Below are 20,764 nucleotides of genomic sequence, written 5' to 3'. Positions count from 1 at the left end.
CCCTTGACATCGTCAGCTACCTTGCAAATATGGTTCGGTAGCTAACGATAGAGGGACAACGCCCATGACCGGGACCGAAACCGAAACCGAAACCGAGACCGAGGCGGAACAGGATCTCTCTGTCGGCGCCTGGGCCAAGCGCTGCTACATGGCCGGACGCGCGGTGATGGACGCCACGTTGCGGCCCTACGATCTGGGCTCCACGCAGTGGTACGTTCTGTGGCATCTGGCGACGTCCGGCCCGACCGTGCAGCGCGACCTCGGGCGGATGCTGGAGCTTGAGCGCGCGACGCTGAGCGGTGTCGTCGCGACGCTGGTGCGCAAGGGGCTGGTCGCGCAATCGGCCGATGGGGCCGATCAGCGCCAGCGCCTGCTCTCCCTGACCGGGGCGGGGGAGGCGCTCTGGCGCAGGCTTCCGGACCTGTCCTTCATCCATGACGCCGCCTTCGGTGGCGTCGACCCCGCCGGGCTTGCGACCACCGTCCGGGTTCTGCGCAGGGCGACCGGGAACCTGCAGACCCTTCTGAAAAAGGACTGATCCGATGACGATCCTGATCACTGGCGCCACCGGCCTCGTGGGCCAGCGCCTGACCCCCCGACTGCGCGCCGCGGGACACGACTGCCGACTGCTCCTGCGCCCCGGCAAGCCCTGCCCGGAGGGTTTCGAGGCGGCGCGGGGCGACATCCTCGCCCCCGCGACCCTGGCGCAGGCGGTGCGCGGCGTCTCCGCCGTGGTTCACCTGGCCGCGGTGTTCCGCACCCGCGACACCGACCTGATCTGGAAAAGCAATCTCGAGGGCACCCGCAACCTGATCGCGGCGGTGCAGGCCCATGCTCCGCACGCGCGGTTCATCCTGTCGAGCACCAGCCACGTCTACGCCGCGGACACTCCGCACCCCGGGCGGGAGAGCGACCCGGTCGAGCCGAAGCACGCCTATCCCGCAAGCAAGGTGGCGGCGGAGACCGCGCTGCGCGAGAGCGGCCTCACCTGGTCGATCCTGCGCTTCCCCTTCGTCTACGGCGATGGGGACGGGCATCTGGAAACCCTGCCCGGGCATGTCGGAGACTGGCACCCGGCGCAGCGCATGAGCACGGTCCACCACCGCGACATCGCCACGGCGGTCTCGCTCGCGCTGGAGGGCAGGTTCGACGGCCGCGTGGTGAACATCACCGACGAGGCGCCGCTGTCGGTCTTCGAGCTTGTCAGCCTTTCCGGCGCGACGATGGAGCCGAAGGCCGGGCCGCTGGCCAATCCGTGGTATCTTCATGTCGACGGCTCCCTGGCCCGCAGCCTCAGCTTCACACCCACGGTACGGACCGTCCATCAGGCCCGGCAGGAGGGCCTGCTGTAGCGGCCTCCCGGGAACGGATGCGCCCGGCCCTTCCCGCGCCGCCCCGGCGCGGCAGACCCCGGTCCTTCGACCGGGAGGACGCCCCGGCCAAGGCGACGCGATTCGTCCGGGCGGAGGGGGGCGAGGCCACCTCCAATGCCGACCCGCCCGAGGCTCCGGGACCGGGGACAACCAGCCGCCCTGCGGCCCTCGGGTCGAAAGACGGTCCCTGTGCAAAGGCCTTCGGCAAGCAGCGCAGCCTCTGCCGGCACCGCACGCCGGAACGGTTCGGCTGTGCCCCCACGGCGCGGGAGGCAGTCGCCGCGCGCCTGCACGGCTCGGCGTCCGCGAGGACCGGCTGTCGCGGCGACAGGCCGCGCGGCCGGAGGCTCACCCGCGCCAGCGGGGGGCAGGGACGGCCAAGCCGCACTCGTTGACCTCACCCGGCAACGGCGCGCCGACGGCGCCAGGGTGATCCGCCTTCGGCTTGCCCGGGCCGCGCAGGACGGGGACTGCGTGCGGCTCCGGATGTGACCCGGCTCGCACGCCGCGTCCACACGCTGCAGAGCGGCATGGCCATGCGCGCGGGTGACGGGCGGAGAGATCGGAACCGGAAGGCAGAGCCGCGCTGGCCTTGAGCGGGTGGGGCGCGATGATCGCGTGCCGCGCCGGGCCGGAACGCTCCCGATTGCAGGAACAGGCAGGTTTTATCGAGCTTTGAGCATTCTGGTCGATGGCGGCTCCGACTAGGTTGAGGCTCGAAGCGCGGGCCATGCGCCGGACCGGACCACGGCGTCCCGAGGACGTTCCTTCGGATCGGGTGCCGGCCCCTGCTTCGCCTTGCCTGTGAACCGTCCCGGGAGGATGCCCGCGTCGCGAACTGGCTCATGCACCCGCATGACCGGACCCGGCGTCGCGGCCCGAACCCTCGCGGGCTCAACGCGAAGAAGCCTGTAGCATGACCGAACCGAACGACACCCCCGACAGCTCCCGCCGCAGCTTTCTGACGCTCACTGCGGCCGGCCCGGCAGCCCTCGCCTTCGGCGGCGCGGCCTCTGCGCAGACGGCCGCGGAGGAGGCCGCCCTGCCCGGGCGCGGCCGCGCCGCCATCGTGACCGGATCGTCCCGCGGCATCGGGGCGGCCACCGCCAGACGGCTGGCCCGGGACGGCTATGCCGTCACCGTCAACTGTCTCTCCAGTACCGATCTGGCCGCGCAGGTGGTGGCCGGGATCGAAGCCGAAGGCGGGCGGGCGATCTGGCTGCAGGCGGACGTGGCCGATCCGGATGCGGTGCGCGCCCTGTTCGCGGCCAACGAGGAGGCGTTCGGCGGTGTCGATGTGGTTGTCGGCAACGCGGGCATCATGAATGTCGGCCCCTTCGCGGATATGACCGACGCCGCGTTCGATCGCATGATCGCCACCAATGTGAAGGGTGGCTTCAACACGCTGCGCGAGGCGGCGCGCCATGTGCGGGACGGTGGCCGCATCATCACCCTGTCCTCGGGGATCGTTCGGCAAACGCCCCCGGCCGCCGCCGCCTATGCCGGCACGAAGGCGGAGCTGCAGATCTATGCACGCGGTCTGGCCAAGGAACTTGCCGGAAGAAACATCACGGTCAACGCGGTCGCCCCGGGCGCTGTCGACACCCGGTTGCTGCGCCAGCACGGGGAAGAGGCCCTGGCAGGCATCCCCGAGGCAACGCCGCTGGGCCGGCTCGGGCGCCCGGAGGACATTGCCGACGTGATCGCCATGCTCTGTTCCGAGGGCGGCGGCTGGGTAAACGGAGAGACCGTCTACGCGAACGGCGGTCTGAACTGAAGCGCAGCGGGCCGGGGGCCCCGAGGCAGGGCTGGACGCTCAGGCACCACGGTGTGCGTCCGGTCACGCAAGGCCCCTCCCGAACACCAGGTCCGAAAGGACCGTCCGGAACATCTCACTCAAAGGAAAGCCGCGGATGCTGACCCTCATTGAAGAAGAATTCACACGTTTCATGGCCGAGGATGACGGCCTGCCGATCGTCATGCTCAACCTGCTCCGGTTCCGGCCGGACGGGGGGCGGGAGCGATACGCCGCATATCTTGAGGTCGCCGGTCCGCTCGTGGCCAGATACGGGGCGGACATCGTCTATGTCGGCGAAGGCCTTCCGGCCCTTTCCGCCGAAACCGGCCAGGCCTGGGACGCCGTGGCGCTGGTCCGTTACCCCAGCCGGCGCGCCTTCGCCGACATGGTGCAGGACCGCGACTACCGGGAAAAGGCGGGCCCCCTGAGAGAGGCGTCGCTTGCGGAGGCCGTTCTTCAGCCGACGCGGAATCCGTAGAGGCCGCTGTTGCGATCCACCCCCGCCGCCCCGGGCCCTGCGCGGGCAAGGGGCGCCGCCCCGGGGAGGAGCAGCGCGCCGGAAGCGGTCGATCAACTGCTCTGCCCGCTGGCCGTCGCCGTCATGGCGGAATACCCGGAGGTGAACGTCGAACTCGTGAGCGACTGGGCCATCGTCGCACGGGGGGGTATGACGCCGGGGTGCAGTCCGATGAGCATCTGGCGCAGGACATGATCGCGGTGCCGCTGGGGCAGCCCCTGCGCCATGCGATCATGGCCGCGCCGGGGTATCTTGCCGGGACGGGCGCGCCCCGGGCGCCGGCCCCGTGCGGCACGCCTGCATCCGGCGCCGCTATCCCGGCGGCGCTCTTGCCGAGTGGCGTTTCGAGACGGGCGGCAAGGTGGTGGAGATCGCGCCCCCGGGCCGCCTCACGCTCGGTTCCGCGCATCAGGCGGCCCTGGCCGGGCACGGGATCGCCCGTGTCTTCGAGGACCACGCCCGGGCGTCCATCGGCGAGGGGCGGCTGGTCGTGGTTCCGGCGGACCGGAGCCCGCGCCTGCCAATCCGGTATCTCCAGTACCCCAACCGCCGGCACGGCGGCGCGGCGATGCAGGCGTTGCCCCGGGTTCGTCCGGCGCTCCAACCGGCCACCGGCCACGCACACGGGCGCATGACGAGGCCCGTGCCCTCTGTCACCGCCATCCCGGACAGACGCGGATCGGCGCGCCGCACGCTCACCATCCGCTCAAGATACGGGCGCGCCTCGGGCCGACTGGGCGACGGCGTCGCGCGGGTCCCCGAAGCGCCGGACATGGTCGACCAGCGCCCGCAGTTTGGGGGCCATGTTGCGCCGCTGCGGGAAGTAGAGAAAGAAGCCCGGGAAGGGGGGAAGGAACGTGTCCAGCAGGGGGACGAGAGACCCGTCGTCAAAATGCTCCCGCAGGCAATCCTCCGGGGCGAAGGTGATCCCCGCGCCGGCGAGGGCCATCCGGATCATGAGGCGCAGGTCGTTCGTGGTGAACCCGGGCTGCACGGCCACATCGAACGGCTGATCGTTCTCGACGAATTCCCAGCGGTGCGGGGCAAGCTCCGGCGCGCGGCGCCAGCCGATGCAGGGGTGGTCGACCAGCTCGCGCGGATGGGCCGGGGCGCCGTGCCGGGCCAGATAGGCCGGGGAGGCAGCGGCGCGCTCCTGCTGATCTCTGCCGACCGGCACCGCGATCATGTCCTTCTCGATGACCTCGCCCAGCCGGACCCCGGCATCGAAGCCATGGGCGACGATGTCGAATTCCTCGTCCGTCACCGTCACATCCACCGTCACATGCGGATGGCGCTGCACGAAGGCGGCCAGCAGCGGGCCGGAGAGGAACGGCTCGGCGATCGAGGTCGCCGTCAGCCTGAGGTGGCCGCGCGGCCTCTCCTGCGCCCCGGCGGCCTCCAGCGCACCGCCGATCTCGGTCAACGGCGCCTGCAGCGCGCCGACAAGCGCCGCGCCCGCCTCGGTCAGGCGGACCGAGCGGGTGGTGCGCAGGACCAGAGCGGTCCCCAGCTGGTCCTCGAGCCGCCGGATGGATTGGCTTACGGCGGAGCGCGTCACCCCCATCCGGTCGGCGGCAGTGCGGAAATTCCGCTCCTCGGCGACGGCGAGCAGAAGCGGAAGAAGGTTGAGATCCATGGCGATTGTCCAGTCTTGCTAACCATAGCATCAACGAAGGAGGGCCTACACGCGACAGCCAATCTCCGCCACCTTCCTCTCAGACGCAAGACGAGCGGACCAATGGAGGTGCACATGGACAAGGTCATTCTCATCACCGGCGCATCCAGCGGCATCGGGGAGGGCATCGCACGCGCCCTCGGGGCCGCCGGTGCCAAGCTCCTGCTCGGCGCCAGGCGCACCGACCGGCTTGCCGCGATTGCCGGGGACATCGGGGCCGACGGCGGCACTGTGGAGTTCCGCGCACTCGACGTGACCAGCCGGGAGGAGTTTGCCGCCTTTGCCGCCACGGCCCTCGATCTCTGGGGCCGCATCGACGTGCTGGTGAACAACGCCGGTGTGATGCCGCTGTCGCCGATGTCGGCAGGCAAGCAGGACGAGTGGGAGCGCATGGTGGACGTGAACGTCAAGGGCGTGCTCTGGGGCATCGGCGCCGTGCTTCCGGTGATGGACCGCCAGAACGCGGGCCAGATCATCAACATCGCCTCCATCGGCGCACTGAACGCGGTGCCCACGGCGGCCGTCTATTGCGGGACGAAGTTCGCGGTGCGGGCGATCTCGGACGGGCTCCGGCAGGAGAGCCCGCATATCCGGGTGACCTGCGTGAATCCGGGTGTCGTCGAGAGCGAACTGGCGCAGACGATCACCCATGAAGAGACGATGGCCCTCATGGATGAGTACCGCGCCATCGCCCTTCAGCCCGCCGATATCGGGCGGATTGTGCGCCATGTCATCGAAAGCCCCGAGACTGTCGGCGTGAACGAGATCACCGTGCGCCCGCAGGGGCAGCAGGGTTGAGCGCCGAAGGCGCTTCACCCCCCTCAGAAACCCCGACCGGAAGGAGAGAACCCTTGAGAAATCCTGTTCGCAACACCGCCCTTCGATCCATGCTGCACGCCGGCGCCTTCGCCGTCCTGGCCGCCCCGGCACTGGCCGATCAGCCGGACACGACCGCCCGGAATGAGGCCCTGGTGCGCGCGGCGTTCGACAGATGGGCGACAGGCGGCAGCGTCTTCGATGGCTTGCTCGCGCCGGACGTGCGCTGGACCATTCACGGCTCCGGCCCGGTGGCGGGCACCTATGAAAGCCGTGACAGCTTTGTGGAGGACGCCTCCGTGCCGTTGTTCAGCCGCCTGTCCTCGCCGCTTGTGCCCGACGTCCATGCCATATGGGCGGTGGAGGACACGGTGATCGTCCGCTTCGACGGCGCGGCGACCACCACTTCGGGGGCCGCCTATGAGAACCAGTTCGTCTGGATCTTCCGGATGGAACACGGGCAGGTCGTGGAAGCCGAGGCCTTTCTCGATCTCGTGGCCTATCAGCAGGTCGTCGAGAACAACGAGCCGGTCACGGAGTGACCCGGCCCCGGGGCGCGCATTTCCAGGGCGCCCCATCCATCCTCCTCCGTTGAAAGTGATCGAGATGCAGAAGACACTTGTCTCCGCCGTTGCCCTGGCCCTTCTCGGGCATCCCTCCGGAGCTGCCTCCGAAGGCGCCGGGGCCGACCACCCCTATGTCGGGATGTGGCACACCGACGACAACAGGGTTCGCCATGAACTCCTGCCGAACGGCCGCTACGACGAAGCGCGCGGAACCCGCGAGAGCGCCTACCAGGGGCGCTACGAAGTGGACGGGAATTACATCCGGTACTGGGATGACACCGGGTTCACCGCCGACGGCACCTTCGTTGATGAGAACACGCTGCACCACGGCGGCATGATCCTCCGGCGGCAGGACTAGCGCCTGACCGGCGACGCCGCGGCCGCGCCCGGCATCGCGACGCCGTCACCGGTTGAACCGGGCGTGGACACCACGACAAAGCCCGCGATCTTCGCTGTGAGGTCGGAGAATGGCTGCCTCCAACAATCACATCCTGAATGCGTGCGTCTCAGGCATTGGCCGCGAGGCGAAGAGAAGAGGCCAGCGCCGCGCGCTGGCCTCTTCTCCCAACTCCGCGCCCTCCGCGATGAAGAATTCGGGCGTGATCGCCGTCAGACCGAAGCACTGCCGCAGAAAGGGTTCCGCGCGTTGGGCCGCGGCCATCGGCGAGCCGCCAGCGCAGACCGCGCCTCTGCCACGGCAGAGGAGCGCGCAGGTTTCCGGGGTAAGCCCATGAGGGCAATCTTCCGTGTATTAGCAGGGTTTTCCGGTGACGAGGACGCGGTCCGTCCATGCCTCAGGGTGTGTCGGAACCGGGCAGTCGCCTGCCTGTCGTCGAGACATTTGGCGCGGATCGGGGCACGCATTTGCGGAGTGGCAGCTTCGACGCCCTCGTGGGCACCGCCGGGCAAGCCGCATCACGGGAGCAGGAGGGCCGGTCATGGTCGCGGCTACGATGGCGGGGCTGCCGGCTTCGAGGCGACAGCCCCGCGAGGGTCTCCGCCTCAGCCTGTGAGCTTTTCAAGCAGCGCGGCGAGAGTGGTCTTTTCCGCATCGGACAGCCGCACCAGGCGCTCGCCGTAGCGCCGCAGGAGCGCGCCTCTGGCCTGCGCGAGGGCCTCGGCGCCGGCGGGCGTGAGCTCCAGCCGGTGGCGTCGCAAATCTCTGGTATCAATGCTTCTTTTCACATAGCCCCGCGCTTCCAGGTTCTTCAGATAGGCGGTCAGGGTGGGTTTCGGCATCGACAGTTGCCGGGCGAGCTCCGCCGGCGAGGGCTGCGCCTCGATGCCGTCGAGAACGAAGAAAGCCTTCGGCTCGAACCCCTGGCCTTCGATCTCCGGTGCCGCCTCGTTGAGCGTTTCGGTCGAGAGTTTCAGGCTGAGCCGGAAGATCCGGCCTCCATCCACGTCAGTCATGTTGCTGCCTCTTGAAGATGTTCGATATCAGAACTAAATTAATTTCCGAACGAAATATACTCGGCGGCACGGGGGATTGAAACCGCCAGGTGCGAATCCGCTTCGCATCCCCAGGGTGAGACCGCCGGATCGCCCGGGGTGGATCTCCGCGCTATCGCCCGCATCGAAAGGAAGACGGATATGAAACGTGTCACTTTTGCGAACCGCGCGAACGAGGTGGTCGGAAACCTGCATGTTCCCGAGGGCCTCAACGAGACCGGCAGCTACGCCGCCATCGTGATCGCGACGCCGGGCAGCAGCGTGAAGGAGCAGATCGGCGGCATTTACGCGTCCAAGCTGGCCGACGCCGGGTTCGTTGCGTTGACCTTCGATCCTTCGCATCAGGGCGAAAGCGGCGGAGAACCGCGCGACCTGGAGGACCCCGCGGTTCGGGTCGAGGACATCCGGTGTGCCGTGGATTTCCTGATGACGCGGCCCTTCGTCGACGAAGCGCGCGTCGGCCTGCTCGGCATTTGTGCCGGCGGCGGCTACGCGATCCACGCCGCCCTGACCGAGCGCCGCTTCAAGGCCGTCGGAACCGTGGTGGCGAACGACATCGGCAGTTTCTTCAGGAAGGTTCAGCCTGCGGATGCCCTGATGGAGATGCTCGACGAGGTCGGCCGCCAGCGCACGAGTGCTGCGCGGGGCGAAGGGCAGCGCCGCGATCCCTGGATCCCCGACAGCCTGGACGAGGCCGTCGAGGCCGGAATATCGGATCCCGAGGTGCTCGAGGCCGTGCGGTTCTACCGCGAGTCCGAGTACCGCCATCCCAATTCCACGAACCGGCTCCTGTACACCAGCTACGGCCATATCCTCGCCTTCGACGGCTTCGGCCTCGTTCCCGAGCTGTTGACGCAGCCCTTGCAGGTGATCGTCGGCGGCAAGCGCGGGAACACCGGCCAGTACGAGGCCGGGCACCGTCTGTTCGAAATGTCACCTGCCGGGGACAAGGACATCTTTGTCGTCGAGGGGGCAGGGCACTATGATTTGTACGACAAGCCCGAGGCGGTGGCGCCCGCAGTCGGGAAGCTGGTGCCGTTCTACCGTCGGCATCTGGGCGCCTGACCGGTCTCGCGAGTGTTCGATCAAGCGTCGCCTGAGACGGAAGGCACCGACGCAGCCAGCGGATTTGGAGGATTGGGCAAGAATGATCTTGCTTCCGGCATGGAGCCCCATCGGCAAGGGCATATTTTCTCTTCCGAAGCTGACACAGCACCAGACGGAGAGAATTGCCATGACCCGGTGGACCACATCACTCATGCCCCGACAGGATGACCATGTAGCGGTTGTGACCGGCACGGGCGGGCTCGGGTTCGAGGACGCGCTGGCCCTCGCCCGTGCCGGATGCGACACGATCATCGCCGGTCGCAATCCCCGCAAGGGCGCGGAGGCGGTCCAGCGGATCCGACAGGAAGTGCCCGGCGCGCGCGTGCGGTTCGAGCTCCTCGATCTGGCCGATCTCGCGTCCGTCGCCGCGTGTGGCGAGCGGCTTGGCCAGCAGCTCGATCGCCTGGACATCCTGATCAACAACGCCGCTGTCATGATCCCGCCCGAGCGGAAGGTGACGGCGGACGGCTTCGAGCTGCAGATGGGAACCAACTATTTCGGCCACTTCGCGCTGACCGCTCATCTGCTGCCCCTCCTCCGGCGGAGCGGGGAGGCCAGGGTCGTATCCTTGTCGAGCCTCGCCGCCCCCTGGGGCCGGATCAACTTCGATGATCTCAATGCCGAGCGCGCCTACAAGCCGATGGACAGCTATGCGCAGTCGAAGCTGGCCTGCCTGATGTTCGCCTTCGAACTCGACCGGCGCAGCGCGGCCCACGGCTGGGGACTGTCGAGCAGTGCGGCCCATCCGGGCATCTCGCGCACCGACATCCTCTACAACGGCGCCGGACGGACCAGCATCGAAGGCCGTATCCGGTCATATCTGCCGTTCCTCTTCCAGCCCGCCGCGCAGGGGGCGTTGTCGACCCTGTATGCGGCGACCTCTCCGGAGGCACGGTCGGGCGGCTACTACGGCCCGGACAGGCTCCGCGGCATGCGAGGCCATCCTACCGCGTCGAAGACCCCGCCGCAGGCGCTTGACGAGAGCGTTGCTGCCCGCCTGTGGGACGTGTCCGAGCAGCTTGCGGGTTCGCCATTCGCTGCAGCGCAGCGTGTGGCGCCGCACACCGCGCACGCACCGCAGGTGTCGATCCTCGCCGCACCCTGATCCGGGAGTACGGCCGATGAAGGAGACAGGCCCTGCCGAGGGCATGTCGGGGATTGCCGCGCTGGCGAACGGCCGCGACGGACGCTTTTCGGTGGACGTGCTGCCGGCCTTCTGCGCGCTGCCCTGTTCGCGGTCAGGGTCTCTGCGCAGTTCGACCGCATCCTGCCCTTCATGCTGATCAAGGCGATCAGGCGCGAGGTGCCGCCTGCCGATACACAGGGTTGGTTGGATCGCGGGGGGGTGGGTTTACCACCTGCCATGCCGGCTCTCGCTGCCAATGGCACGGGTCTCCGACCGGGGCTCGCCCCGTGTGGCCTCCGTGGTCCCTACGCTGCTCTGGCGTGCCATGACGATTCCGGGCCGACGTGATCCCCTTTGGTCCCTCAGTCATGACGAGAGGCGGCCGGTTTGAGATTGGTCGTCGGCGGGTGGCCTCATGGCAGGCGCGCCGGGCGCGGCGCCATCGGATGGCGGAAGCGTCCGGGGCAGTGTCCGGCTGCCGGGCGGCGAGTGCGGCCGGACGGCGTTGCAATCGTCGCGCCGGAGGGAGATCCTGCGGCGGGCGTCATCCGGCGTGGCGGAGATTTCGTCGTTCGGCAGTGCGTCGCGCAGACTGCCGTTGAGCGGCTCGATGACAGCAGTCTGCTGCGGCTTGCCGGGATCGATGTCGAGCCAGGCGACGTCGTCCCGCTCGGCCCGTTTCAGGATGGCGCGGCTGGGGCCTCCGTTCCGTTGTCGCTGGCGGTGCAGGCGGGCTCTCCGTGGACACGCACCGGCGCATCCAGCTCTCGGGCCACACTGACGCCCGAGATGCCGGTGGCGGCGACCAGACACAGGGTCTCGCTGCAGCAATCGCCGATCATCGCCAGGATCCGGAACTTGCGCGACGCCCCGACCGTGTCGGTTCCGAAGTCCGGCGGCCAGCGCCGGTTGGGCATGAGGGCCAGGAGCATCGGCATGCGTGTGCCACGGGCACGCTTGCAACCGCGTCGCCGCCTGACGGACATCCCTTCCTCGTGGCAGAGCCGATACGGCTTCGCCGGGCTCATCAGCATGCCCTTGCGCTCGGGCAGCAGCCCGCTGCGCCGATAGCGGAACCGCCAGCGCAGCGGCGCGATCTCCTGCCTGGCCCTGAGCTTGCAGAAGGTGGCCGGGCTGAGACCGTGACGGCGACAGACCTCCGACGTCGCCACTCCTGCTTCCTGCTCATTCCGACGATCTGCGCCCCGGTGAAGCGGCCTTTCCTCAAGTCGTCCGCTCGTTCGGGATGAAGCAGACTCTGCATTGGCCCGAGCGACCAGCCGGAGGGCAGGCCGCAGCAGGGCATATCGGCGATCAGGTGAGTTTTGGCGGCCCTGAGGACCTGCGCCTTCGTGCGACCGATGTCCTTCCCCGGGTCTCCAGTGTAGCGCTTGATCGCTTTTGCCCCCCAGACATTCAGAGCTGTCCAGCTCCTCCGGCGCACCGGGTCTCGCAAGCTCCTGCCCGCGATTCTCCAATCAGACGGCCGCGGCAGGGCGTCTGTCAAAGGCCTTCGTCTCGTGATACGTGCTTCCCTCTCGTGCCGCACGCGCGCAAGCTGGCTGAGTCCTTTCGTTCGTGTACCGGTCGAGCCCAGGGCGGTCTCCTGACTTGGGCCACGGGACTCCGATTTGATACGATGTGTCAGGTCCAGCTTTGAGTTCGACGCATCCGGCACGGAACGGGCGGGAACAGGACGAGGATGAGGTGCTTGGAAGTGATTGATGAAAACAAGAAACAGGATCCATCGATGACCTCTCGCCTGTCCGTGGCCCCCATGATGGATTGGACGGACGCAGAGAGAATTCGTAATTAAAAACAATACCGTATCGGCACTTCTCTTGTACCAAGTACCAACAATTTTTCAGGCGGCGTCTTGCCGTAGCGCGTCCTCGGGCAGGCTTGGAACATGTACTTGGTCTGGAACATCGAGCATCTATCGCTGTCCTTTCCTCTGACACGTCTTGGCACGGGGCGCTTGCGCATAGTTCGGTCGCTCCTTGCTTAATCCCGTCTAGGTCGCTTGTCTCCGTTAGCTAAAGTTTACATGGCGCGAAAAGGGTGGGCTCTAAGCCCACCCTCTAATCTCCTAGCTATCTTCGACGGCCATGCGATCCGCGCGAACGGCCAGATCAACTACGTGATGGACAAGAAACGCTTCAATTAGTGACAGCGCATATTCACTGTCGATCGGTAGCATGTCAGCGCTTAGGTGATGTTTGTCGACGTAGTTTGCAGCGTTCCAAAGCGCACGCGTTTGCTTTGGGTTGTCCGGTTCAAGGCGGCGCATGACGGTCTCGAAAGTACTGTTTGCAAGCTCGATGGCTTCCTTGCGATAGGCTGCTTCCACTGGAAGGAACGTGATCTGATAGCCCGTTCGAGGTTGCACATTAGGCTTGGGCTTCAGAGCGTCATAGTCGCGGATCAGCAGCCCCCAACTTGCGTAGCCTTCTTCCTTAGCAACGCGCGCCAACGCCTGGTTCAGAGGAATGCCTTCTGCGCGGCGAATGAGTTTCGCTTTGCGTTTCAGTTCATTGATCGGTGCAGAGAGATTCATGTGAGTTTCTCCTATTGCGAGCAAAATTCACAATCCCTCCTTATGTGAGCGCTCGAACAGAAAAAGCTCAATTTCAAACCCTGCATGCTGAATACTTTCCCGCTGGAGGGGGGAGGCTGGGGCGTCAGCCATGCACTGAAAATAGCCTCCCTTTGGCCGGTCTTCAACCCCGTGCTGGCCGCCGGCCGGGTGGGGCAAGCTCACCTAGATCTTCGTCCAGTCGATCACGCCATGGTCTCTGATGTGCTCGATGGCTTCGAAACTCACGTAGTCGCCAAAGATCACCATGTTGTCGCCGTCGTGCCGGGCATTTGGAACCAGGATTGCTGATGGATCGGCGGCATCATCCGAACCCAAGAAATGTGCTGCCTCGCCGATCTTCTGGCACGCCTCGTATTCGCCCTCGCGCTTGAGATAAGGAAGTTTGCCATATGTCGCCGGATCTATGCCAAGACTTGCAAGGAAGCTCTTGTCGGTCAGATCAAGAACGCCCTCGATACTCACTTGCAGCTCATGCAGGCGATACTTGATTTTCGAGGGCGCGATTGGCTGCCCGCGCGCCACGTGGTAGTGCATTTCCGCGAGCGCGCCTTCTCGAGTGAGCGACGTGTACAGTACTTCAAACGTGCCATCATCCCACCGGTTGCCGCCCGCAAAGAAAAGAGTCGGATCGCGCCCGTCGCGAGTGACGCGCCATAGGCGACCTTCATAGGCCTGTGGCGTCAGTCCTTCCAGAGCATCGATGAGCGTGTGATCTCTGGGGCCTTCTGTCATGCGTTAGAGATACCCGTCAGCGTCCAGACGATCGAGGACGCGGAAGATCTCCACCACCTCGCCGTCATGGATCAGATCAATGGCCCGCTGCCCTTCTAGCTGGGGATGGCGAGCATAAAGCCAAAGCCGGATTTCATCGTTGGAGTAGTAGTCTTCCAGCCGCCGCACGACGTAGATGAGGTCTGATAGAACGCGCTCGCTATTTGGCTGAGGACGCTTCGTCCCATTGCGCCAACGCGAGACAGTCGCCTTCGAGACATCCGTTACATTGGCAATGTCCGTGCCATTCAGGCCACCGATCTCTTCAAGTGCGGTAATGCTCCTTGCTATTGCTGTTGAGGTCATCACTCGGTTCCAGTTTGGTTCAAAGGAGTGCTCCGACGCAAATCGCCGATCGCTCTCACCGTTGCCCCCTGTTCCGTGCGTTCTTGTGCGAGACTTTCATAGGTTCCCCTGAGCTTTTCTGATGTTGTGCTGAATTTCACGAGCCGCGCACGCAGCTTCGTCAAATCCACATTTTTGGCCTCGGCAATGTCCGACTTAGGATTCAATTTGGCCGCCTTGTTTGCTGTGGCCACTACTTCTCGCATCCGCTGGTCCGCAAAGTGATCTGGCCGGTTGGCTGTTGGCACGGCGTTGATTTCGGCCATACGGCGCTGCGCGTCATAGATATTAAACCGACGTGGATCACGACGGATATCCTCGACGCCATTTGGCAACAACTTCCGGTCGTTGGGTAAGAGCACGGACTTTGCCCCATGGGCCGACAGCAGAACATCCAACTCTGCTGAGTTGAAGGTGCATCCCAGGGCTGAGACACCAATGCGCATCGCACGGCCACTTGATTTGTCCTTGTCGCGTTCATCGGGCGGATCGGTCCACTTCGTGGTTGTGAACGACGATTGCTCTCCGTAGCCATGGGAAATGCCCGAGACGACATTCATGCCGACCAAGGCTTCCGCGGTGAGCCCGCCCATGTAATCCATCACAATGGGCTTTCCAATATTGTGCCAGCGGGACAGTGTTCGCACCAGGCGCTGCGCATTCAGTGGACCGATCGGCGTGGACATCGATGCTCGAACCCAGAGATTTTCATAAGGCAGGTCTGACAGGTTCGGCATCATTTTCGATCGGAAGTTTTCGTCCATGAAGTCCGTCAGACGCGCGGCCACGAGGTAGTCTATGGCGATGGTCTTCCCGCCCTCTGAATCGAGTGCACGGCGCAGTAGTAAGCAGGCGTCATGGTCAATTGGCTGCCAGCCGTTAAAACCCGGATCAGCGAGATAGTGCGACGGCGACAGCACTGCGCTGACACCGTATTCTACGGCGCACCTCGCAATCGCTCCATATATGTCAGCAGGGTTGCGATCACGGAACACGTCTGGCGAAAGCGGCACGCCCCGTGTCTGGGGCGCCCAAGGGGCCGTGGATGCGAGGCCTGCGCATTTCCGTCGTGCCGAGAGCTCAATAATGCGCGGGTCCAGAACAACTTCCGCACCTAGGCCCTGCAACATCTGGATGATGTCTCTCTGATAGGCGATCTTTGATCCATCAACCACGAAGCGCTTGCTCTGGATTACTCCGGCAGCTGCGAGATCGGCGACCTTGCGGTAGCTCGTTTCCCCGAGACGGATGTAATGTGCCACGGGTTGAAACACGGATGCTTGCTTTGGAAATGCGATGACGCTCATGGTGCGACCTTTCTGTTTCAGACAATAACTTCGTGAAACACAAAAGTCAACCACATCTTCCTGGCAGATCACCAGCGAGTTTGAGCGCGGAATCCTGAAGTGCCGGCAGCGCTTTGCAGCAGGCCAGCCTCTTATCGGTCGACGAGCAGTTCGACCGGTGACCGCTAGCCTAAGGCTGCCTCCGTGAAAATCTGATCGGCAGGAAACAGATTCTTCGCGCGGACGGCTTGCTCGGCCGCCCCAACATCATCTGCGAAGAGGACGACAACGAGATCATCCATCGCGCGCGTACAGCACACATAGAAGAGACGGCGCGTCCGTTCGACCTGCGTCTCTTTTCCTTCGTCTAAGTTCTTTTTGTCGTTGTCTGAGAGTTCTTTAATCCCAAAATACTTGTCGTAAGAAAATTGGAAATGCGAACTCTCGCCATCGTCGGCAATCACGAGCACTCTGTCGAACTCAGCGCCCTTAATGCCCTGCTGCGTGGAGAAAGGCGACAGTTCCTCGACATATTCTTTGTACCCCCAAAATTCCGACGCCTTGCATGCGAGGAAGCTATCCATTGCGCTCATTTCGAGTGGCGCATCCTCATCGTCTTCCTGAGCGGCTTGATTGTCGTCCTGCTGCGGAGGCGGAGGCACGCCTCCCTCCAAATAGCTCAGGACTCGTGGGTCGAGGGCAATAAGTCCCGTGTCACGCATGTGTTCTAGCACATCACGAATTGTTGCTTTTGAGCCCGGCTGCATCATCTCCGCCAGTTTCGCAGCGGCATGTCGAAGGTCGGCGAGAAGAGTCGGAATTCCTATTTTAGGCGTATTTTCTTTTGAAAGCTTTGGCGAGAACATCCGTAGAAGGGACATTGCGTCGAACTCGCGTCCCTCATTCGTCGCCGAGGCGAGCGGTAGCGCTAGGCTCATAAATGCGCGGAGAGGCCATGCAGTGGCGTCAAGAAAGCCGTCCTTGAACGAACTAGGTGCTTTGGAATTCATTGCCACATAAAGATCGTCAAAGCCCAACCGCCTTGCCGCCATTCGATGCACGATGACGAGAAGCTTGATAAAACCGTCTCGCCATGTTTCGTCGCAGTTTTGATCCGCGACCCAAGCCCGAACTTTTGCGATGTACTGGTCGCGCCGCTCGTCGGCGGGCAAGATGAACATTCGCGCCGTGCCTGCGACAGGAATCTCTTCGCCGTCGGGCGTCTTGATAGTCCGCCCTCTCGTTTGTTCTAGCTTGTCATCGTCGCGGCGAATTGCGTTCGCGACGGCCAAAACGGTTGTTGGGCATCGGAAATTTTCTTCTTTGGTGATCGTTGCCCATCCGTCCTCGGCTCCAATCGGTCCGGCGCCCGTCATATAAATGCGCTGCATTGGGTCACCAAAAAAGCCGAGGCAAAACTTACCCTGCGACTGAGCCGCAACCTCCTTCAACGCAGTCACCACACCCTCAGTGGTGTCCTGGCTTTCATCGACGAATACGAAGGGGAACTGCTGTGCCAACAGCGACCGGAAAAGAGGCCGCTGATCTAGGAACTGCGTCGCGCACCGCAGCACATCGTCGTGGCCAAGGATGCCTTTCGGATAGTCGCTTCCGGTCCCGTATGTGAAGGATTTTACCAGATCGATACGCTCCAGAGATTGTTGGTAGCGTGCTAGGTCGCGTTGGTCTTTGTCCTTCGTTCGTTGTTGAACGCGCGGGCCGTAGGTCGCAATCTTCTCCTCAAGTTCTCCGATCTTTTCCTGGATGCGAGCCGCCACCCATTTTCGAACGTCGCTCTGAAACGGACGAACCAGCATCCACATGAAGCTATGGATCGTAGACACGTGGACGATCGGATTATTGCCGACATCGGTCCAAATCTCTTCAGCCGCAATCTCGGTGTAGGTGATACAGGCGACACGCTGTCGACGGCGTTTCAACTCCTCACCATGAAGATCGATGATCGCTGACAGCGCCTTGATGAGCGACGTGGTTTTACCCGAGCCCGCACCAGCGACCATTATGAACGAGCGACGCTCGGCAGCGGACAGGCATTCCCTCAATTCGATGTCGGCCGGAGTGTCCGGCTTGTCTATACGCCGGCTCATTGTGACAGGTCCGGATCTTGCGGTGCCTCAATCGTATCGGCAGCGATCGCCTCCGCTGCGGCTTGAACCTCTTCCTTCACGTCTAGGGCGACGGTCTTCTCCAGCCATTGAAGGCCCTGCTCGATGTAGAGGGGCACTGACCATTGCTCTTCTTTGCGGGCAAGCACGCCAAGCGCAAACTTCGTTTTGTCGAAGTATTGTCCGATGACGCGCTTGTGGAGACCCGTGGCCAAGGCGGCCGGCGTCGCGATCTGACCGCGCAATTTGAGCCCCAGTGGTTTTCGATCCGCATCTTGGCACCATTCCGCGTTCTGCAGACCAAAACTTGCTTCTAGCGTGCGGCCGCATACTGACTCGGTGACACCCTCCCAAGTGACGTCAATCGCAGATTGGTAAACGACGCGCACCTTGGCATTGTCGGTGCACGGAATGTCTTCGGTTTTTTCCTCGTCCGTTGCAGCGAGAAGATCCGCAACAGTTTTTTTCTTCGGAAGCCACTGGATGAGCGTTTGATTGGCCGTGGCTGCGTCCGCTTCAAGCGGCTCGCAGGTTTTGCCGTATTTTTTGACCGGCTCGCCATCTTCCTCCTCAGCCGGAATCTCGAATTCCTTCTCGTCCTCTTCTTCCTCCTCAGCCGGAGCTTCGACGATAGCCACACTGTCTAGATCGGTAATGACGAGCGTTCTGATGCCAAGAAATCGGATCAGCTCTCGAAACCGGTGGCCGAATGCTCCTCCGACCTCCAGCACCGACAGAGAGGCAGCGTTTAGCCCTTTCGCCACCTTCTCGATCATAAGTGGCAGCAACAGCCGCTCCACGTTCCCTTCCACCAAAATTGCTGCGTCGGCGAAAAACAAGTCGCAGTGAGTGAGTTTCAAGTAGCGTTGCAGGAAATCGCGGTCTTTCGGCGCATCTCCTGCTTGGAACGTCGATAGGTTGAGTACCTGCGTTGTCTGCTCACCATCGGTGATGTGCCTGCGGAAATAGCGGATCGGCGTGAATCCCCTTTCATAGAGGATGTGCGGCGAGTGCGTCGTGACGATAAGTTGCGATCGGAAGGCGCTCAGTTCTTCGCCCTCAACCTTCAACAGCTCCAGCACGTTGCGGATGAAGACCTGTTGCAGCTGCGCGTGAAGATGCGCTTCCGGTTCCTCCACAAAGACGATGTGCAACGGTGGCCGACTCTCATCGAGTTTCCACTTTTCCTGAGTGTCGAGAATCTCGACGACCATGTAGATGAGATTTTTGAGGCCCAGCCCATTGTAGCTGTCGGGAAGCCGCAAAGGCATGTCTTCGCCGAGCACATAGTGAACTTTCGCGTCCTGGCTCATCACGGTCGCGGGATTTAGGCCTGACGCAATCTCGAGTTGCGGATTGTGCATGCCGGGATAGCCAAGCTTGGCGATGCGGTCTAACGTTGGTTTGAACACGTCCATGAGATGCTTGTTGAGACTCTCCTCAGAATCGAAGAGCGCCTTCAACGCAGCATGGTCGTCGGGCCTTTGAGTGAGATTGCGCTCGTAGAAACGACTTAGACGACGCGACAATTGTTCCGCGCGCCCCATCCCTCCAGAGGTATTGGAGTTGGGATCGGCAAGATGGCGTTGCGCATGCAAGTAATCCACGCGGACCAAGGATCGCAAGATTGTTCCACCGCCGGGCTCCGTAGGTATCGTCTGGGGATCGTAGTTGGCGTCTAGCTCAGCATATGCGTCGCTGAATTGCGCGCGGTCGAGAACGAAGTAACGGAATTCATATTCCGTTTTAAGCTGTTCCTCAAGAAAGTGTGTTAGGCTCTTCGGCCAAGGCACGTAGGTGCCCGCATTGTCTCCAAGGGCTTCTAACTGTGAAGCCGCTTTCTGCTTTGCCTCCCGAAAACGCCTAAGCGTTTCGGACGTATTAACCGCGCCGAACTCAATCCGAATGCCAACCTCTTTTCCCTGCCAGTCCGAACTCGGCAAGATAGGCAAAACCAAATAGAGATCGTCTTCGGCGACCTCGAACCAAAGATCTAGCGTGATAATTGGTAGAGCTGCCTCCCCATCGTCGGCGGGTGACCCCTCTCCTATCTCATTCAAGTGCTTCCAGACGTTAGAGCTGAAGTCGAATAGAGAGAATTGTTCCTTTCGTCCCGAAAGGAACATTTGCACAGCTTGGGTGGCGGATGTCTTGCCGCTGTTGTTAGCCCCTACAAAAATCGAAATGTCCGGGGCAAATTCGATGTGAACGTCGCGCAGCCGCCTGTAGTTTTTAAGGCGGAATGATTTGAGATGCATTTGCCCCTCCCAGACACCTCACGCTAGGCCGACTCTGCATTTGTGTCGAGTAGACATGTCGTTACTCAACATCCGGGGAGGGGTAACCCGACCGGCGAAGACTAGGTTTTTCACCATGGTCGAGCGTTTTCGCTCAGCTCCAGCCGCCCATCTGAGATAGTTCTTTTTGGGCTGCCTGGCGCCGCTTGTCGAGATAGTCTGCTAGGTCCTGCAAGAGGGCTCAGGCATGCGCCGCCTTCCCGACACTGCGTGCAAGCCAGGTCGGGAACTGCGGTGCTGCGGTTACCAATTCGTCAAACGCCGCTGCGGGCAGTTTCTGCTTCAGCGATCTAAGAGCTGTCTCTGCCTGTTCCGGCCCGAGCCAGGCCAGGGCGCGAACAGCACTGCCTGCCGGCCTTTTCCCAAGGGCGAGTTGCCATCGGGGGGCGTGGCACAGCTCCACGAGTTGTTTGCCCAAGGAGAGCGTGCGGCTGCGACCCGAGGTCAGGTACACAGAGCGAACAGGCACTTGCGTGGTCAGCCCGAGCGCATTCGCTTCGGCGGCGCCGGTTGGAACGATGACTTCGCCACGTTGCGCCGCGAGGGCCGCGACGGCCTGTTCCACGGACGGAGCGCGCGTTCCAAACCGGCTTTTGATCGGTCGCAGGTAAACGCCGCGCCCGGCACGGATCAACTGGCCGCGCTCGGCAAGGCGCGACAAGGCCTGATCCACACCGGCACGGCTGCCGAGGTGCAGCAGCCCCTTTGCGGCAAGTGGCGCTCCTTCCGGAAGTCCCTCTGCATGGGTCATTATCTGTTCTGCAAGGTGCTGCATGATCGTTCTCCTGTCAGAAATATACGCCAATTTCTGACAGAACTCAATCCGTGCTTTCGGGCGAGGTGAGGAGGGTGGTTGCTTCGTGCCATGGGTAGCAGGCTGGCCTTCGGCGATTTTCATAGGGGAACATGG

18 protein-coding genes and 1 pseudogene are annotated in these 20,764 nt (G+C 63.3%); 9 read left to right on the top strand and 10 right to left on the bottom strand.

Annotated elements, in window-relative coordinates; all coding sequences use genetic code 11:
• The first annotated feature begins 64 nt into the window (after positions 1-64).
• The 4 genes from FDP22_RS16400 (at position 65) to FDP22_RS16385 (ending at position 3,649) form a co-directional block, all read left to right on the top strand.
• Complete coding sequence (locus FDP22_RS16400; protein WP_205910804.1) at positions 65-538, top strand: MarR family winged helix-turn-helix transcriptional regulator; 474 nt, start codon at positions 65-67, stop codon at positions 536-538.
• A gap of 4 nt (positions 539-542) precedes the next feature.
• On the top strand, positions 543-1,352 hold the full coding sequence (locus FDP22_RS16395; protein WP_138575332.1) for an NAD-dependent epimerase/dehydratase family protein: 810 nt from the start codon (positions 543-545) through the stop codon (positions 1,350-1,352).
• Positions 1,353-2,289: 937 nt separating this feature from the next.
• Positions 2,290-3,150, top strand: coding sequence for an SDR family oxidoreductase (locus FDP22_RS16390; protein ID WP_138575330.1), 861 nt, complete (start codon positions 2,290-2,292; stop codon positions 3,148-3,150).
• A gap of 136 nt (positions 3,151-3,286) precedes the next feature.
• Positions 3,287-3,649: a DUF1330 domain-containing protein gene (locus FDP22_RS16385; protein WP_138575328.1), complete on the top strand. Its 363-nt coding sequence runs from the start codon at positions 3,287-3,289 to the stop codon at positions 3,647-3,649.
• A 745-nt stretch (positions 3,650-4,394) separates the two neighbouring features.
• On the opposite strand, the gene FDP22_RS16380 is transcribed toward FDP22_RS16385, so the two are convergent.
• Entirely contained in the window at positions 4,395-5,324 is a 930-nt protein-coding gene (locus FDP22_RS16380) for a LysR family transcriptional regulator (protein WP_205910803.1), read from the bottom strand.
• Between the two features lie 114 nt (positions 5,325-5,438).
• Here FDP22_RS16380 and FDP22_RS16375 point away from each other — a divergent pair, with 114 nt between their 5' ends.
• From FDP22_RS16375 to FDP22_RS16365, 3 genes are all read left to right on the top strand, one after another.
• Complete coding sequence (locus FDP22_RS16375; RefSeq protein WP_138575324.1) at positions 5,439-6,161, top strand: SDR family oxidoreductase; 723 nt, start codon at positions 5,439-5,441, stop codon at positions 6,159-6,161.
• 53 nt (positions 6,162-6,214) lie between these two features.
• Positions 6,215-6,721, top strand: a complete 507-nt coding sequence (locus tag FDP22_RS16370) for a nuclear transport factor 2 family protein (protein WP_205910802.1) — start codon at positions 6,215-6,217, stop codon at positions 6,719-6,721.
• A gap of 64 nt (positions 6,722-6,785) precedes the next feature.
• The gene (locus FDP22_RS16365) at positions 6,786-7,103 is read left to right on the top strand and encodes an Atu4866 domain-containing protein (protein WP_138575322.1); all 318 of its coding nucleotides are present in this window, start codon (positions 6,786-6,788) and stop codon (positions 7,101-7,103) included.
• 644 nt (positions 7,104-7,747) lie between these two features.
• On the opposite strand, the gene FDP22_RS16360 is transcribed toward FDP22_RS16365, so the two are convergent.
• Positions 7,748-8,158, bottom strand: a complete 411-nt coding sequence (locus FDP22_RS16360) for a MarR family winged helix-turn-helix transcriptional regulator (protein WP_138575320.1) — start codon at positions 8,156-8,158, stop codon at positions 7,748-7,750.
• Between the two features lie 180 nt (positions 8,159-8,338).
• On the opposite strand from FDP22_RS16360, the gene FDP22_RS16355 reads away from it, so the two are divergent.
• A complete protein-coding gene (locus FDP22_RS16355) occupies positions 8,339-9,262 on the top strand; it encodes an alpha/beta hydrolase (RefSeq protein WP_138575318.1) in 924 nt (307 codons plus the stop codon).
• Between the two features lie 169 nt (positions 9,263-9,431).
• Positions 9,432-10,409 (top strand): SDR family oxidoreductase, encoded by a 978-nt coding sequence (locus FDP22_RS16350; protein WP_138575316.1) that lies wholly within the window; start codon positions 9,432-9,434, stop codon positions 10,407-10,409.
• Between the two features lie 387 nt (positions 10,410-10,796).
• Here the strand turns inward: FDP22_RS16350 and FDP22_RS16345 are convergent.
• The 8 genes and pseudogenes from FDP22_RS16345 to FDP22_RS16310 form a co-directional block, all read right to left on the bottom strand.
• Positions 10,797-11,658: pseudogene (locus tag FDP22_RS16345) on the bottom strand (integrase core domain-containing protein).
• A gap of 861 nt (positions 11,659-12,519) precedes the next feature.
• Positions 12,520-12,987, bottom strand: coding sequence for a P-loop NTPase family protein (locus FDP22_RS16340; RefSeq protein ID WP_138575314.1), 468 nt, complete (start codon positions 12,985-12,987; stop codon positions 12,520-12,522).
• Positions 12,988-13,191: 204 nt separating this feature from the next.
• Entirely contained in the window at positions 13,192-13,761 is a 570-nt protein-coding gene (locus FDP22_RS16335; protein ID WP_138575312.1) for an RES family NAD+ phosphorylase, read from the bottom strand.
• A 3-nt stretch (positions 13,762-13,764) separates the two neighbouring features.
• Positions 13,765-14,106: a hypothetical protein gene (locus FDP22_RS16330; protein WP_138575310.1), complete on the bottom strand. Its 342-nt coding sequence runs from the start codon at positions 14,104-14,106 to the stop codon at positions 13,765-13,767.
• Positions 14,106-15,452, bottom strand: a complete 1,347-nt coding sequence (locus FDP22_RS16325; protein ID WP_138575308.1) for a hypothetical protein — start codon at positions 15,450-15,452, stop codon at positions 14,106-14,108. The genes FDP22_RS16330 and FDP22_RS16325 overlap by 1 nt, the downstream gene beginning before the upstream one ends.
• Before the next feature lie 164 nt (positions 15,453-15,616).
• Positions 15,617-17,539, bottom strand: coding sequence for a UvrD-helicase domain-containing protein (locus FDP22_RS16320; RefSeq protein WP_138575306.1), 1,923 nt, complete (start codon positions 17,537-17,539; stop codon positions 15,617-15,619).
• On the bottom strand, positions 17,536-19,815 hold the full coding sequence (locus FDP22_RS16315; protein WP_138575304.1) for an ATP-dependent nuclease: 2,280 nt from the start codon (positions 19,813-19,815) through the stop codon (positions 17,536-17,538). Before FDP22_RS16315 ends, FDP22_RS16320 begins: the two co-directional genes overlap by 4 nt.
• A 220-nt stretch (positions 19,816-20,035) precedes the next feature.
• Complete coding sequence (locus FDP22_RS16310; protein ID WP_138575302.1) at positions 20,036-20,629, bottom strand: DUF6088 family protein; 594 nt, start codon at positions 20,627-20,629, stop codon at positions 20,036-20,038.
• Positions 20,630-20,764 lie beyond the last annotated feature (135 nt).

It is taken from the genome of Paroceanicella profunda, from assembly GCF_005887635.2.
Taxonomy (GTDB): domain Bacteria; phylum Pseudomonadota; class Alphaproteobacteria; order Rhodobacterales; family Rhodobacteraceae; genus Paroceanicella; species Paroceanicella profunda.
Note: the sequence above shows the minus strand (reverse complement) of the source record. Positions and strands in the feature narration are given on the sequence as shown.

Bases quoted from the DNA above. Each gene is read 5' to 3' on its own strand.
- FDP22_RS16335 (WP_138575312.1), bottom strand. From the start codon at position 13,761: ATGACAGAAGGCCCCAGAGATCACACGCTCATCGATGCTCTGGAAGGA.
- FDP22_RS16395 (WP_138575332.1), top strand. From the start codon at position 543: ATGACGATCCTGATCACTGGCGCCACCGGCCTCGTGGGCCAGCGCCTG.
- FDP22_RS16330 (WP_138575310.1), bottom strand. From the start codon at position 14,106: ATGACCTCAACAGCAATAGCAAGGAGCATTACCGCACTTGAAGAGATC.
- FDP22_RS16365 (WP_138575322.1), top strand. From the start codon at position 6,786: ATGCAGAAGACACTTGTCTCCGCCGTTGCCCTGGCCCTTCTCGGGCAT.
- FDP22_RS16340 (WP_138575314.1), bottom strand. From the start codon at position 12,987: ATGAATCTCTCTGCACCGATCAATGAACTGAAACGCAAAGCGAAACTC.
- FDP22_RS16375 (WP_138575324.1), top strand. From the start codon at position 5,439: ATGGACAAGGTCATTCTCATCACCGGCGCATCCAGCGGCATCGGGGAG.
- FDP22_RS16355 (WP_138575318.1), top strand. From the start codon at position 8,339: ATGAAACGTGTCACTTTTGCGAACCGCGCGAACGAGGTGGTCGGAAAC.
- FDP22_RS16360 (WP_138575320.1), bottom strand. From the start codon at position 8,158: ATGACTGACGTGGATGGAGGCCGGATCTTCCGGCTCAGCCTGAAACTC.
- FDP22_RS16325 (WP_138575308.1), bottom strand. From the start codon at position 15,452: ATGAGCGTCATCGCATTTCCAAAGCAAGCATCCGTGTTTCAACCCGTG.
- FDP22_RS16315 (WP_138575304.1), bottom strand. From the start codon at position 19,815: ATGCATCTCAAATCATTCCGCCTTAAAAACTACAGGCGGCTGCGCGAC.
- FDP22_RS16320 (WP_138575306.1), bottom strand. From the start codon at position 17,539: ATGAGCCGGCGTATAGACAAGCCGGACACTCCGGCCGACATCGAATTG.
- FDP22_RS16390 (WP_138575330.1), top strand. From the start codon at position 2,290: ATGACCGAACCGAACGACACCCCCGACAGCTCCCGCCGCAGCTTTCTG.
- FDP22_RS16380 (WP_205910803.1), bottom strand. From the start codon at position 5,324: ATGGATCTCAACCTTCTTCCGCTTCTGCTCGCCGTCGCCGAGGAGCGG.
- FDP22_RS16385 (WP_138575328.1), top strand. From the start codon at position 3,287: ATGCTGACCCTCATTGAAGAAGAATTCACACGTTTCATGGCCGAGGAT.
- FDP22_RS16310 (WP_138575302.1), bottom strand. From the start codon at position 20,629: ATGCAGCACCTTGCAGAACAGATAATGACCCATGCAGAGGGACTTCCG.
- FDP22_RS16350 (WP_138575316.1), top strand. From the start codon at position 9,432: ATGACCCGGTGGACCACATCACTCATGCCCCGACAGGATGACCATGTA.
- FDP22_RS16400 (WP_205910804.1), top strand. From the start codon at position 65: ATGACCGGGACCGAAACCGAAACCGAAACCGAGACCGAGGCGGAACAG.